Annotated in this window: 9 protein-coding genes; 7 read left to right on the top strand and 2 right to left on the bottom strand. The window is 46.1% G+C overall.

The genetic code is table 11. The features are described 5' to 3' along the window. Positions 1–186: 186 nt before the first annotated feature. Positions 187–1,242, bottom strand: coding sequence for a UDP-glucose--hexose-1-phosphate uridylyltransferase (locus AB4274_RS16940; RefSeq protein WP_016784956.1), 1,056 nt, complete (start codon positions 1,240–1,242; stop codon positions 187–189). Between the two features lie 228 nt (positions 1,243–1,470). After that, positions 1,471–2,481, bottom strand: coding sequence for a UDP-glucose 4-epimerase GalE (gene galE, locus AB4274_RS16935; RefSeq protein ID WP_371720860.1), 1,011 nt, complete (start codon positions 2,479–2,481; stop codon positions 1,471–1,473). Between the two features lie 393 nt (positions 2,482–2,874). Between galE and ebgR the strand changes: the two genes are divergently transcribed. The 7 genes from ebgR to ygjK all read left to right on the top strand — a co-directional run bounded on the left by ebgR (position 2,875) and on the right by ygjK (position 15,246). Next, a complete protein-coding gene (ebgR, locus tag AB4274_RS16930) occupies positions 2,875–3,858 on the top strand; it encodes a transcriptional regulator EbgR (protein WP_017069515.1) in 984 nt (327 codons plus the stop codon). Positions 3,859–4,182: 324 nt separating this feature from the next. Further along, the gene (gene ebgA / locus AB4274_RS16925; RefSeq protein ID WP_372112687.1) at positions 4,183–7,314 is read left to right on the top strand and encodes a beta-galactosidase subunit alpha; all 3,132 of its coding nucleotides are present in this window, start codon (positions 4,183–4,185) and stop codon (positions 7,312–7,314) included. A 3-nt stretch (positions 7,315–7,317) separates the two neighbouring features. Continuing rightward, positions 7,318–7,770 carry a beta-galactosidase subunit beta gene (locus AB4274_RS16920; RefSeq protein WP_017066026.1) on the top strand — a complete coding sequence of 151 codons (453 nt, stop codon included), beginning with the start codon at positions 7,318–7,320 and terminating at the stop codon, positions 7,768–7,770. Between the two features lie 142 nt (positions 7,771–7,912). Next, positions 7,913–9,337, top strand: a complete 1,425-nt coding sequence (locus tag AB4274_RS16915) for an amino acid permease (RefSeq protein ID WP_017063320.1) — start codon at positions 7,913–7,915, stop codon at positions 9,335–9,337. A gap of 574 nt (positions 9,338–9,911) precedes the next feature. After that, positions 9,912–11,345, top strand: a complete 1,434-nt coding sequence (locus AB4274_RS16910) for an amino acid permease (protein ID WP_017069519.1) — start codon at positions 9,912–9,914, stop codon at positions 11,343–11,345. 427 nt (positions 11,346–11,772) lie between these two features. Next, positions 11,773–12,837, top strand: coding sequence for a protein YgjJ (ygjJ, locus tag AB4274_RS16905; RefSeq protein ID WP_004734431.1), 1,065 nt, complete (start codon positions 11,773–11,775; stop codon positions 12,835–12,837). A 15-nt stretch (positions 12,838–12,852) separates the two neighbouring features. Continuing rightward, positions 12,853–15,246 carry an alpha-glucosidase gene (gene ygjK, locus AB4274_RS16900; protein ID WP_136973742.1) on the top strand — a complete coding sequence of 798 codons (2,394 nt, stop codon included), beginning with the start codon at positions 12,853–12,855 and terminating at the stop codon, positions 15,244–15,246. The last annotated feature ends 177 nt before the right edge of the window (positions 15,247–15,423 follow it).

Below are 15,423 nucleotides of genomic sequence, written 5' to 3'. Positions count from 1 at the left end.
AACTCTCTGGTTAAACTCTTTGTTCAATTGGTTATGGCCCCTTCACGGCACCACTTTAATTCTTTTAGATTCCCTATCTCATTCGTCTCTCACGGTAGGGAATGACAACATCAGCCTTTCACCTGCCGTCATTCCAGAATCGAGGGACGAGATATCAGGAATCTCGCTCGTTATCTACGAAGTAGGCTATTCCTGCTCTTTATAGTGAACGTCACTCAAATCACGCAGACGTTGCGCGGCTTGTTCTGCAGTTAAATCACGCTGAGACTCAGCCAGCATTTCGTAGCCGACCATGAACTTACGAACCGAAGCACTGCGTAACAGTGGCGGGTAGAACAACGCATGCAGTTGCCAGTGATCGATGTCGGTGCCTTCTTCGAAGAACGGTGCATAGTGCCAGCCCATTGAGTAAGGGAATGAACACTGGAACAAGTTGTCGTAACGACTGGTCAGCTTCTTAATCGCAAGCGCTAAATCATCACGCTGCTCGTCAGTCAGTTCGCTCATACGGCGAATGTGTGTTTTTGGTAGCAACATGGTTTCAAATGGCCACGCAGCCCAATAAGGCACCACAGCGATCCAATGTTCAGTTTCAACCACAGTGCGAGAACCGTCTTTCATTTCAGCTTCAACGTAATCCACTAAAAGATTCGAACCTTGTTGTTCAAAGTACTCTTTTAACAGTTTCTCTTTGCGTTCAATCTCGTTGGGCAAAAAGCTGTTTGCCCAGATCTGACCGTGTGGGTGTGGCTGAGAACAGCCCATGGTCTCGCCTTTGTTTTCAAACGCTTGAACCCATAGGTAGTCTTTACCTAGCTCTTCAATCTGTTCATTCCATGTGTCGATAACACCGCGAATCTTGTTTACTGGTAACTCTGGCAGCGTTTTGCTGTGGTCCGGAGAAAAACAGATCACGCGGCTCAACCCGCGAACACCTTGAGTCTTGAATAGAGGGTTTTCAGACTCTGGAGCGTCAGGCGAATCGGGCATCAAGGCCGCGAAATCATTACTGAATACGTAAGTGCCGTCGTAATCTGGGTTTTCGTCGCCCGAGATACGCGTATTGGTTGGGCACAAGAAACACTCTTTCTCGTACGCAGGAAGCTGCGCGGTCGATGGTTTTTCATCTTGGCCACTCCAAGGACGTTTTGCTCGGTGCGGTGATACTAAGATCCACTGGCCCGTTAATGGGTTATAACGACGATGCGGGTGGTCTACTGGGTTAAATTCAACTTTTGACATGTTTAGATTGCTCTCAAATTTTGTGTCTTGGTCAATTCACCAAGATGAATAATTCTTCTACAAGGAGATTCCCTATCACGCTCGTGCCTCGCTGTAGGGAATGACGTGTAATCTCGTTGTGCTAGTTGTGCAAAGGCAACCACTTCATAGCCTTATGCTCATCCGTCATTCCAGAATCGAGGTGCGAGATATCTGGAATCTCTCTTTTTTCAATAACTTAAAAGTTCTTTAGTAACCTTGTGGGTTATTCGACTGCCAATTCCACGTATCCGCTGTCATCTCCATCACGCTACGCGTCGCCTTCCAGCCAAGCTCGCGCTCTGCTTTTTCAGTGCTTGCCCAACATTCGGCAATGTCACCTGCGCGGCGTGGGCAAAGTTCATAAGGAACCGGTTTGCCCGATGCTTGTGCGAAGGCTTCAACCATCTCGAGTACACTTGAGCCTTTGCCCGTACCTAGGTTGTAAATGTGTAAGCCCGCTTTCTCGCCAACCACTTTTAGTGCTGCGACGTGACCGTCCGCTAAATCCATTACATGAATATAGTCACGAACGCCTGTTCCATCGACTGTTGGGTAATCGTTTCCAAAAACAGCCAGTTTTTCACGGCGACCGACGGCTACTTGAGCAATAAACGGCATTAAATTATTTGGGATACCTTGTGGGTCTTCACCCATAGTGCCCGATGGATGTGCGCCAACTGGATTGAAGTAACGCAGTAAAGTGACGCTCCAGTCGTTCTCCGCGTTGAACAGATCGCTCAAGCACTCTTCCACCATATATTTGCTGCGACCATAAGGGTTAGTTGTCGCGCCAGTTGGTGAAGTTTCAGTAATCGGCACTACTTCTGGATCACCGTAAACGGTAGCCGAAGAACTAAATACGATGCTTTTCACGCCCGCTTTCTTCATGCTTCGAGCTAACACTAGTGAACCATTAACGTTGTTATCGTAGTACTCCAAAGGCTTAGCCACCGACTCCCCTACCGCTTTCAGGCCAGCAAAGTGAATCACCGCTTGGATATCGTTTTCTGAAAACACGCCATCTAGAAAAGATTGGTCACGAATGTCGCCAAGATAAAACGTTGGTCGCTTGCCAGTTAACGATTCGATTCGTTTCAGCACTAGCTCTTTGCTGTTGCAAAGGTTATCAACAATGATCGGCTCCATACCTGCCTGTATCATTTGAATGCATGTATGACTTCCGATGTAACCCATGCCGCCCGTAACCAGTACTTTCACAATCAACCTCTCTTTGTCGTCATTCGTGGGCTAACTCGAACTGATATTCAGCTCAGTAGCACCGTATGTCAGAAATAGTAGCAGCCATTTTGACTATAATTCTGTGATCAAAACCACGAAGTGTAAACGTTTACACTGAATTTCATCATTGGAACTGATCATGACATAGAGAGAACGCATAGCTGTTAACCTCTAATTCATTGAATTTTAATAAGATAATTATAGATAGTTAGATTTGAGACATCACAGATGAGTTGAGCATTTATTTTACTAAAAGTTAATGCAATGACGTCCAGTTTGATTACAATAGGTCTGTAGAATAAAGAGGTGCATTGCTTTTTTACTAAATACCAATTTCAAAGCAGCGCAATGTTCCAATAACAGGAAGTGAGTATGGCAACGTTAAAAGATATCGCGACTGAAGCGAATGTATCATTGGCTACAGTTTCAAGGGTTCTCAATGAAGATCCAACATTAAGCGTCAAGGAAGAGACCAAAAGGCGTATCTTTGAAATTGCAGAGAAGTTGGAATACAAAACCAGCAGCTCACGAAAAACCGTTAGCAGTAAAAAACAAAACCATCACTTCCTAGCACTGTATAACTACAAGCAAGAAGCGGAAGTTAACGACCCTTACTATCTATCGATTCGCCACGGGATTGAAACCCAATGTGAAAAGATGGAAGTTAAGCTAACCAACTGTTATGAAAGTAAAATACAGATCAATTCAGCACCAATCACAGGTGTTTTGTTGGTGGGTAGAATGACACCAGAGGTTATCGAGCAAGCTAAAAAGCTGAGCGATAATATCTGTTATGTCGATTTTACCGATCACTCAGAACCTTATGACTCTGTCGATATCGACCTGGCTTTGATCAGCAAAGAGATCACCAACTTCTTTATCAACCAAGGCTATGAGCGCATCGGCTTTATTGGTGGCCAAGACGACGTCAATACCCCTGATATTCGTGAAGTCGCTTTTGCTGAATATGGTGGCCTCAAGAACGTTGTCAGTGAGCAAGACATCTACCGTGGTGACTTCTCTAGCTCATCAGGTTACAAGCTTGCAAAACAGATGCTCGCGACGGGCGACTACCCTAAAGCCATGTTTATTGCGTCAGATTCCATCGCAATTGGCGTTTTACGAGCAGTTCATGAGCACGGATTAAACATCCCTGAAGATATTGCGCTGATCAGTGTAAACGACATCCCAACAGCTAAATTTACCTTCCCATCTTTATCAACTGTTCGTATTCACTCTGAATTGATGGGAATTCAAGGCGTTAATCTGCTGATTGAGAAAGTACGCGACGGCCGAACCATCCCACTACGTGTCTATGTACCAAGCAAACTCAAGCTGCGCGATACAACAAAATAATTAAATATATCAAGTAGATAAATAAAGGCTACCTTTGTTGAAGGTGGCCTTTTTTGTGCCCGTCACATACATCAATCTCCACGTATCCCCCTCTTTAATCTGCTACATAAATCAGCCAATAGCATTCTTTTAAGTGGATCACACAGCACCGTAAAAAGACCATAAAAAACGTGATGAAGTTAAAGTAAAACGTTTTCACCATTTTCATTTAGTAAAACTTTTACTAATAATTACCTCAATCCAAAAATACTCGTATTCACTACGACCCAATTACGCATAAGAACGTCGGTCAGCAAACTGCATTCAGACCGAGAGAGAGGCAACGTGAACAACTGGGAAAACTTCCTGAACTTACATGAGAACCGTATGGCACCACGTGCTTACTTCTTCTCATACGCATCAGAAAAAACCGCTAAAACATTTCAACGTGAACTAAGCAGCCACTTCCAACTACTAAGTGGTCAATGGAATTTCAGCTACTTCACTAACCCGCTCTTGGTTCCTGAAGAGTTTTACTCTCAAGAGATGAGCGATTGGGGCCACATTACGGTGCCAAATATGTGGCAGATGGAAGGCCACGGCGATCTTCAGTACACAGATGAAGGTTTCCCATTCCCAATTGATGTACCTTTCGTACCGTCAGATAACCCGACAGGCGCATACCAACGTTCGTTCTTCCTTGGCGACAGCTGGAACGAGAAACAAACCATTATTAAATTCGATGGCGTAGAGACCTACTTCGAAGTTTACGTAAATGGTGAGTACGTTGGTTTCAGCAAGGGCAGCCGCCTAACCGCTGAATTCGATATCTCTAGCCACGTAAAAGCGGGCAACAACCTACTTTCTATTCGCGTGATGCAGTGGGCAGACTCCACCTACATTGAAGACCAAGACATGTGGTGGACAGGCGGCATCTTCCGTGATGTTTACCTTGTTGGTAAAGAACAACTTCACGTTCAAGACCTAATGGTTCGTACTGATTTTGACGACGCTTACCAAAGCGCGACCCTTTCGTGCAACGTTGCTCTAGAAAACCTAGCAGCAGCGACTAACGCAACTCTTGAGTACGCATTGCTTGATGGCAGCCAAGTTATCTCCCAAGGCTCAGTAGATAACTTAACTGTTCCTAACCAACAGACTGGCGGCAATGCGAACACTCAATTCTCTATCGATGTCGTGAACCCTGTTCAATGGAATGCTGAAAACCCATACCTTTACCAACTGTTGCTGACGCTAAAAGACACAGACGGCGAAGTGCTAGAAGTGATTCCACAGCGCGTTGGTTTCCGAGACATTAAAGTTCGCGATGGTCTGTTCTACATCAACAACAAATACGTGATGCTGCATGGTGTAAACCGTCACGACAACGACCACCTGAAAGGTCGTGCTGTGGGCATGGATCGCGTTGAGAAAGACTTGGTGTTGATGAAGCAACACAACATCAACTCAGTACGTACTGCGCACTACCCGAATGACCCACGTTTCTACGAACTGTGTGACATCTACGGCCTGTTCGTGATGGGTGAAACCGATGTCGAAACTCACGGCTTTGCTAACGTTGGCGACCTAAGCCGCATCACTAACGATGCAGCATGGGAAGCGGTGTTTGTTGAACGTATCGAACGTCATATCCACGCTCAAAAGAACCACCCTTCTATCATCATGTGGTCTTTAGGTAACGAATCAGGCTACGGCTGCAATATCCGCTCTATGTACGATGCGGCAAAAGCGATTGATGACACCCGCTTGGTTCACTATGAAGAAGACCGCGATGCTGAAGTGGTCGACATCATTTCAACCATGTACTCACGTGCTCAACTGATGAATGCCTTCGGTGAATTCCCACACGAAAAACCACGCATTATCTGTGAATACGCACACGCAATGGGTAATGGCCCAGGTGGCTTAACCGAATACCAAAACGTGTTCTACAAGCACGATGCAATTCAAGGTCACTACGTTTGGGAATGGTGTGACCACGGCATTCTAGCGCGTGATGAAGCAGGCACAGAGTTCTACAAATACGGCGGTGACTACGGTGACTACCCGAACAACTACAACTTCTGCATGGACGGTTTGATCTACCCAGACCAAACGCCAGGCCCTGGCTTGAAAGAGTACAAGCAAGTGATTGCCCCAGTGAAGCTTCGCGATTTCGATGCACAAACGGGCACCTTCACGGTAGACAACAAACTTTGGTTCTCAAACATCGATGACTACACCATCACTGCGGAAATCCGTGCTGAAGGTGAAACCATTGCTGTGCAACACATCAAGATTGAAGAACTGGCAGAAAACTCGAGCCGTGAACTGACACTTAACTTGCCACAACTTGATGAGCGCGAAGTGTTTGTGAACTTTACCGTGCGCAAGGATTCTCGTACGCCTTACAGCGAAGCGAACCACGACATCGCGGTGTATCAATTCCAAGTGAAAGAGAACACAGCACAGCTAGAAGCCTTCACTAACAACAATGCGACAGCACTGAATGTTGAAGAATCTCGCTTAGCCTATCTAATCAAAGGCCACAACTTCGCACTGAACTTCTCGAAAGTGAACGGCAAGCTGACGTCATGGTTGGTCAATGGCGAAGAGATGATTAAGTCAGAACCACGAATCAACTTCTTCAAGCCAATGATCGATAACCATAAACAAGAGCACGATGGTTACTGGGAGCCTGCACACTTGCAAATTATGCAGGAGCACTTCCGTAGCATTGACCTTGAATGCGTTAACGTTGAACAGGTAAATGGCAAGGTAGAGATCACCACCACCAGCATCATTGCTCCACCAGTATTCGATTTCGGCATGCGTTGTGAATATCGCTACCAAGTTAATGCTGAAGGCCAATTGAACGTTGAGCTAAGCGGCGAACGTTACGGTGAGTACCCTCATGTAATTCCTGTGATTGGTTTTGATATGGGCATCAACGGCGACTTCGACCAAGTCCAATATTACGGACGCGGCCCTGAAGAGAACTACCAAGACAGCAAGCAAGCCAACATGATTGATGTGTACCAATCAACCGTTGCAGACATGTTCGAGAACTACCCGTTCCCACAGAACAACGGCAACCGCCAACACGTTCGTTGGGCTGCGCTTTCAAGCCGCGCGGGTAATGGTATTGCAGTAAAACCACAGCAAGAAATCAACTTCAGCGCATGGTTCTACACCAACCAAAACCTGCACCAAGCACAACACACCATTGAGCTAGAGAAAAGCGGTTACATCACGTTAAACCTAGATCACCAAGTGATGGGCTTAGGCTCTAACTCTTGGGGCAGCGAAGTGCTCGATTCTTACCGCGTTTACATGGACGAGTTCCGCTACGGTTTAACTCTGATTCCATTCCAAGCAGGCGATTGCGATGCGCAGCACCTAATCAATCACAACTTTGGCGATGAGTTTTTTACGGTGAATGCACCAAAAGCTCAACCACAACTGAACGAGGCATAAGCGATGATCGTTTTAGAGAACTTAGAACAATTTAAAGTCGTCTACCGCGATGGTCGTAAATGGCAACGCTGTGTAGAAGCGATTGAAAACATCGGAAACATCAAAGATGGCGTGATGTATTCAATTGGTGATTCACTGGCTTACATGATTGAAGACGGTGTGGCTCGTAACACAGAAAACTTCACCGGTAATCGTCGTTACTTCGACGTGCACTACTACCTAGAAGGCCGTGAAACGGTTGAATTCGCAGCGAAATCAGAGCTAGAGCAGATCCAAGCTTATAGCGATGAAACCGACCGCGAACACCTAATGGGGAACGGTGAAACTCGTGAGCTAGCTGAAGGCCAAGTGGCGATCTTTGACAACAATCAGGCTTACCGTTTCCACGGTGATAACCGAGTTCGAAAAGTGGTACTGAAAGTGACCATTGAAGACGGTTACTTCCTCAATAAATAAACAATAACGCTATCTATTCACAGTATGTATCGAGCCTTGCCGTTCAAGGCTCCAACATGCTGAACAAAGCCTCAATGCTTCCTCCCTACAAGGAAGCATTGAGAAATAACGACTATAATTACCTGATTCCTCGGAGGACACTATGTCTGAATCTGTACGCGGTAAGTTAGGCAAATTTGCCCTACTCTCCATGACATTTGCAGCGGTATTTAACGTTCGCAACATTGTAAACAACAACATCGAATTGGGATTGAGTTCAGCCCCTATCTTTTTGCTCGCGACCCTTATTTACTTCATTCCGTTCGTGTTCATCATTGCTGAATTCGTATCAGCAAATAAAAATTCTGAGTCAGGCATGTATGACTGGCTAAAAAAACCACTAGGCTCAAAAGCAGCCTACCTAGGTTCCTTCCTATACTGGTTCGTAAACCTTTTCTGGTTTGTATCCCTGCTACCAAACGTAATCGCCTATGCGTCTTACGCGATGTTGGGCTATGAATACGCCTTCTCGCCAGTCGTCACATCGGCTATCTCGATTGCTCTGTTTGCTGCAGCAACTCACATCTCAACCAAAGGCGCGAGCTGGCTAGGTAAGATTGCCGAGATCGTGGCCTACGGTGTATTCGCTCTGTTTGCAATCTACGTTATCGGTGCACTAATGGCACTGGGCGGCAACCATGAGCCAGTAGAACCAATCACGCTTGAAGCAATGACACCGACCATCAACTGGGCAACGCTAGGTATCATGTGTTGGATATTCCAAGCAGCCGGTGGTGCAGAAACCGCAGCCGCTTACCTAAACGATGTTAAGGGCGGTCACAAGTCTTTCATCAAGGTTATCATTGGTGCAGGTATCGCAATCGGCGCAATGTACGCAGTGGGCTCTCTTCTAGTAAACGTATTCGTTGCTCGTGATGAACTGACCTACGCTGGCGGCATGGTTGAAATCTTCACAGGTATGGCGAACTACTTCGACATTTCACAATCTCTAACGGGTCGCTTCGTCGGTATTATCCTATTCGTTGCTATGTTCGGTTCGATGATGATGTGGACAGCAGCTCCAGTAAAAATTCACTTCTCTGAAATCCCTAAAGGTGTTTACGGCGAGAAGACAACAGAGCTTAACGAACACGGCGTGCCAGTACGTGCAGCTTGGTGGCAGTTCGCGTTTGTATTCGTGATGCTTGTGGTGAACGGCTTCGGCTCTGAATCTGTACAAGACATGATGAATACAGCAATCAATCTAACAGCAGGTACCGCAATGCTACCGCCAATCTTCATCATGGTGGCCTACTTTGTATTCCGCTTGAAACACGACGACACACCGCGTGATTTCCGCATGGGTACTCGAGTTCAAGGTATGGCAGTAGTATCGGTACTGATTGGTATCTTCATTGTGAGCATGACAGCATCGGCATTCCCGACAGGTGTTGACCTTGTTCAAGCCTTCTTCATCAACGTCTTCATGACAGCGGTATTCTCTGGTATCGCATGGTGGTGGATCTCTCGCTTTGAAAAGAAGCAAGCAGGTAAAGAAGCAAAGCTAGAAACGGCTAAGCAGTCGTAATCCAGAATCTATACATCTAGTTAAAAGCGCCTTAATTGGCGCTTTTTTTGTTTTAAATCAGATAATTAAAATAAAAAACCCAAAAATAAAAACGGCGTTCCGTCAAGTTTTCAGTTCACGAAAAACACCAATTAATAGGTAATAAAACTCAAATAAAAACCAAGGTAAAACATTAACTAAATTTATTTACTCAAGGTCACATATTTGATCAATTTCGATTAACTTCCCGCCGCTTAATCTTTAATCTTCTTGCTGAAGAGACAAACTGATTCATATAAAGAAAGCGACAAAAAAGCCCCTACACGCCTTATAAATCGTCGCTCATGAAACAAGCAATCTCTTCAATGAACTTCTTAATCTTTAACTCTTTGTTTTGGTAATAAGTTTACTGAAATACCAAAGAAAAAAATCCCAAAGAAGTCCGATCGTAAATCTATAAAAACAACAATGAGCCAACCCTGACAAAACAAAGCGGGTGTTTGCCAAACCAACATAACAATAAAAGTGCGGCCTAGAGCTTCCCTCTCTAGGACCAAGTTATAACGATCATCAACGTGATTCACCGGAGAACATCATGTCCGAAAATAAACGCAGTACGATAGGCAAATTTGCCCTACTGTCTATGACCTTCGCGGCGGTATACAGCTTCAATAACATCATTAATAACAACATCGAGATCGGCCTTTCCTCGGCTCCGATGTTCTTTCTAGCAACCATCTTTTACTTTGTGCCATTTTGTTTGATCGTTGCAGAGTTTGTGTCACTGAATAAAGACTCTGAAGCGGGTGTTTACTCTTGGGTTAAAAGCTCTCTAGGCGGCCGCTGGGCGTTTATTTCAGCTTACACCTACTGGTTTGTTAACCTGTTCTTCTTCACCTCTCTGCTCCCTAGAATCATCGCTTACGCGTCGTATGCGTTCTTAGGTTTTGAGTACATATTCACGCCAATGACCACCGCAATTCTAAGTACTATTTTGTTTGCGGTCGCGACTCATATCTCGAATAACGGTGCGAAATTACTGGGCCCTATCACCTCACTAACATCATCACTGATGCTGCTGCTAACGATGTCTTACATCTTGCTATCTGGCGGTGCTTTGGTAGGCGGTATCGAGCCAGCTGACCCAATCACCATTGAAGCCATGACACCAAGCTTCAACTGGGCATTCCTTGGCGTAATCACTTGGATCTTCATGGCGGCAGGCGGTGCAGAATCGGTCGCGGTTTACGTTAACGACATCAAAGGCGGTCACAAGTCTTTCGTTAAAGTCATCATCATTGCCGGTATCTTCATCGGTGCGCTTTACTCGGTAGGATCTGTGTTAGCAAACGTGTTTGTTTCGCGTGAAGAGCTTAAATTCACAGGCGGCTCAGTTCAGGTATTTGAAGGGCTAGCAAGACACTTTGGCCTGTCTGAAATCTTGATGAACCGTTTCGTTGGTGTGGTTTCATTCACGGCGATGCTGGGCTCTCTGCTGATGTGGACGGCAACACCCGTTAAGATTTTCTTCTCTGAAATCCCTAAAGGTATCTTCGGTGAGAAAACGGTCGCTCTAAACAAACAAGGCGTTCCAGAGCGTGCGGCTTGGATTCAGTTCTTGATTGTGATTCCACTGATGTTCATTCCGACACTGGCGTCCGATACGGTTCAAGATCTGATGAGTACCATTATCAACATGACAGCTGCAGCATCGATGTTGCCACCGCTATTCATCATGATCGCGTACCTTAATTTACGTTTGAAGTTGGATCACTTACCTCGTGATTTCAGAATGGGCTCACGTATGACAGGCATTACCGTGGTCTCGATTCTGATCGGCATTTTCACTGTTGGCTTCTTTGCGTCAACCTTCCCAACAGGTGCTGACATCATGACCATCATCTTCTACAACGTGGGCGGGATTGTTATCTTCCTTGGCTACGCGTGGTGGAAGTACGGAAAATATGAAAAAAGCTTATCTCCAGAAGAGAAAAAACTAGAAGCAAAACCTGAACCGGCGAACGCTTAGTTTACCCTGCACTCTGATTTAAACTTCGGGCACTCTGACTTAAACTTCAGGCACTCACATTTGGTGAGTGCCTTTTTATTTGTCGGTACATTTCCACTAACCATCTCGATTAAATCAAAGCCATTCAAGAATCAAAACATTCGAACCAACAATCTAACCACCCATCAAACAATTCACCTCCCGAATACTTACAACCCTAGCCATACCTCTGCAAATTCAACTGAAAGTCAAAATAAAAACAAAGTAAATATTTACTAAAAATAGATCACACTTTTAAACTTAATTAATTTTAAACATCAAAATTATCATTAATATTGGTTTTGCGATCGTAAGTAACCTGACCAATACGCCTTGAAGAGCACCCCATATTAGAAGTCAGAACTGCTTGCGAACCTTCATTTATAACCCCGACACAGAAGTGATTAAAATGAAAAGTAGTTTTACTAAAAACACTCTTATTACAAGCTGTATTCTTGCTGCCTTAAGTACCACTGCCCACGCGGAAGAGTCCGCAGCAAACCACAGTGATACTCAGCCTCCTCAGACAGAAACTGAAACCCTATTTAACTTTTATGGTGAGCTTGGCCTTGGTGGTCACGTGGCACTCGAAGGTGATGATAAAGGCCGCTACGCAGACGGTACTTACATTGAAGCTGGCTTGGCTATCGAGCACGGTAATTGGTTTGGTCTTGCTTATATGGAGGGCTGGACAGTACAAGCCGATGACGAAGGCAATGCTTGGGCAACGGGCCACGGCTGGGGCGGTTTTGAAGGTGGTTTCAACCGCTTTTACGCTGGCTACCGCACAGATAACAAAACAGAATTCATGATTGGTCGTATGGACTCTTCATTAGATGACGTTCAATGGTGGGGTGACCCTACGGTTGAATACGGCTACGCGATCTCAAACACGCGAGACGTGCACCTTGGTGTGAAGATTCAAAACCTAGAAGGCAAGCTTCGCTACAGCGTTTCTTTCGCGCCAGAGTCTGACTTCTCGGAAGACGATGCTCTTGTTCACTTCGGTAAATACGACAGCTTCGCAGACCAATGGAAAGATAAGAACGCCATGGTCAATGGTTACCTTCAATACGATCTGACCGACGACTTAACCCTAATGGGTGGTGGTGAAGTTCGTAACAACGATGGTGGTGAACTATTGCTATTGGGTGCTGAGTACAAAAACTTCGCCACTCGTGTTTGGCACGATACAGATAAAGGCAACCAAGAGTCTTTCGGTAGCGAGTCTGGTATTCAAACCAGTGCATGGTACGAAGCGGCACAAGGCGTTTACCTATCTGCAGCCTACAACTACGCAAACTTTGACGGTGACAATGGCGACAAAGAAATCACCTCTTACATCAATGCTGGCGTTTGGTATGAATACGGCAACGGCGCGTTTGCGACTGCTTTCGATAGCCGCTTTGGCGTAGGCAGCGACACTGAAATCGGCGACGCTCAGGTGTTCGCAATGCAATACTTCTACTGGTAATAACAGGAATTGATCATGAAACTGAATAAATCATTCGCAGCTCTCGCTATCGGTGCAGCCCTTGTCGTTACTGGTTGTGCTTCAAACTCAATCTCTGGCTCAGGCTCTGACACAGAGCAACTGCAAGCCAACGAATTTAAGAACGTTATCGACCGTACTGGCTCACCTGAATACATGCGTGACTACGACTTCGATGACCACCAACGCTTTAACCCATTCTTCGACCTAGGCGCATGGCACGGTCACCTACTGCCAGACAGTGCAGAAGGCATGGGCGGATTCCCAGGTACAGCACTGCTTACCGAAGAATACATCAACTTCATGGCTGATAACTTCGACCGCCTAAGCGTGTTCAAAGATGGCAAAAAAGTGGCTTTCACTATGGAAGCTTACAGCCTACCGGGCGCATTGGTTCAGACACTAAAATCTGACGATGTGACTGTAGAAATGACGATGCGTTTTGCTTCAAACCGTACCTCTCTGCTAGAAACAAAAATCACTACCGACTCACCGGTTGAATTAGTGTGGGATGGTGAACTGCTAGAAAAGACGCACGCCAAAGAAGGCGTGGCACAAACCGACAAAACAATCGCTGAAACTTACCCTGAGTATGACCGTCAAATCGTCGCAACCGACGATGGCCTAAAGGTGACCTTCGGTAAGGTTCGTTCGACATGGGATCTACTGACTTCTGGTGAGTCTGAATACCAAGTTCACAAGTCGATTCCAACGAAAACCACGGTTGATGGTTTAGCGTTTACTTCAACGGCAAACATTGAAGCATCGACGACTATCTACACCACATACTCGCATGTTCTAACGGCAGAAGAAGCGCAAGCGGAACAGCCTGAAATCAAAAAGATCATGGCAAACCCTACCGACTTCTTAGCCGCATCAGCAGAACGTTGGGAAGGCTATCTTGAGATGGGTTTAACCAACCCGAACGCGACACCAGAGCAAGAGCGTGTTGCGGTTAAAGCGATGGAAACCCTAAACGGTAACTGGCGTGGCGCTGCAGGTGCGATGGAGTTTGACTCTGTGACACCATCCGTGACGGCGCGTTGGTTCTCGGGCAACCAAACTTGGCCTTGGGACACATGGAAGCAAGCCTACGCAATGGCTCACTTCAACCCAGATGTAGCGAAAGATAACATCCGCGCGATGTTCGCTTACCAAATTCAGGCTGACGATGCCGTTCGTCCTTGGGATGAAGGTTACGTGCCCGATCTACTCGCTTACAACCTAAGTCCAGAACGTGGCGGCGATGGCGGTAACTGGAATGAACGTAATACCAAACCAAGCCTAGCAGCATGGGCAGTAATGGAAGTCTACAAAACCACCAGCGACGAAGCTTGGCTACAAGAGATGTATCCAAAACTAGTGGCATACCATGATTGGTGGCTACGCAACCGTGACAACAACGGCAATGGCGTTCCAGAGTATGGCGCTGCTCGTGACAAAGCACACAACACACCTGAAGGTGAAATGTACTTCACCGTGGTTCGTGGCGATAAGCACGAAACAGTCGTAGGACAAGCAGCACTGGATAAAGTGGTAGCAGAAGGCAACTACGATTACATCGAGAGCCCCGCACAAACGGCTGCATCTTGGGAATCAGGCCGTGACGATGCAGCCGCATTTGGCTTCATTGATAAAGACCAGCTAGACGCATACGTTGCAAACGGTGGTAAGCGCAGCGATTGGGATGTTGAGTTCGCTCAAAACCGCGCTGAAGACGGCACTTTGCTTGGCTATTCATTGCTGCAAGAGTCCGTTGACCAAGCAAGCTACATGTACAGCGATAACAAGTACCTAGCAGAAATGGCTGACATTCTAGGTAAAGACGCAGAAGCGAAAGAGTTCCGTGAAAAAGCAGAGCACCTATCGAACTACATCAACACCTGTATGTTCGACGAAGGCACTAACTTCTTCTACGACATTCGTATCGAAGACAAGCCACTAGCGAATGGCTGTGCAGGTAAACCGATTGTCGAGCGTGGTAAAGGCCCTGAGGGTTGGTCACCACTGTTCAACGGTGCAGCAACACAAGCTCACGCTGATGCCGTGGTCTCTGTGATGAAAGATACCTCAGAGTTCAACACCTACGTTCCACTGGGCACAGCAGCGCTTTCTAGCCCAGCATTTGGCCCAGATATTTACTGGCGTGGACGTGTATGGGTAGACCAGTTCTACTTCGGCCTAAAAGGTATGGACAGCTACGGCTACCGTGACGATGCGATTGAAATGGCAGGCGCATTCTTCGACCACGCCGATGGCTTGGTACAAGACGGTCCTATCCGTGAGAACTACAACCCGCTAAACGGTGAACAACAAGGTGCTCCAAACTTCTCTTGGAGTGCTGCCCACCTATACATGTTATACAACGATTTCTTTACTGACGCAGAGTAAGTAAAAACCTATACCTGTCTTCTGAAATTCAATGAAAATCTAACCTCATAAATTTCAGACTTTGGCACTCAGTTTCTCGCTGAGTGCCTTTTTTATATCTGAAGTAACGTAAGCGAAAAACAAGCACTTAGACCATTTGGCCTACCATGATCCTTTTACTCTGTTCGTTGTACTCAG

Source organism: Vibrio sp. 10N.261.55.A10, from assembly GCF_041470825.1.
GTDB classification, from domain to species: domain Bacteria; phylum Pseudomonadota; class Gammaproteobacteria; order Enterobacterales; family Vibrionaceae; genus Vibrio; species Vibrio crassostreae_C.
Note: the sequence above shows the minus strand (reverse complement) of the source record. Positions and strands in the feature narration are given on the sequence as shown.

Coding starts and splice junctions, on each gene's coding strand:
- AB4274_RS16940 (WP_016784956.1), bottom strand. CDS start 1,242: ATGTCAAAAGTTGAATTTAACCCAGTAGACCACCCGCATCGTCGTTAT.
- ebgR (WP_017069515.1), top strand. CDS start 2,875: ATGGCAACGTTAAAAGATATCGCGACTGAAGCGAATGTATCATTGGCT.
- AB4274_RS16920 (WP_017066026.1), top strand. CDS start 7,318: ATGATCGTTTTAGAGAACTTAGAACAATTTAAAGTCGTCTACCGCGAT.
- AB4274_RS16915 (WP_017063320.1), top strand. CDS start 7,913: ATGTCTGAATCTGTACGCGGTAAGTTAGGCAAATTTGCCCTACTCTCC.
- AB4274_RS16910 (WP_017069519.1), top strand. CDS start 9,912: ATGTCCGAAAATAAACGCAGTACGATAGGCAAATTTGCCCTACTGTCT.
- ygjJ (WP_004734431.1), top strand. CDS start 11,773: ATGAAAAGTAGTTTTACTAAAAACACTCTTATTACAAGCTGTATTCTT.
- ygjK (WP_136973742.1), top strand. CDS start 12,853: ATGAAACTGAATAAATCATTCGCAGCTCTCGCTATCGGTGCAGCCCTT.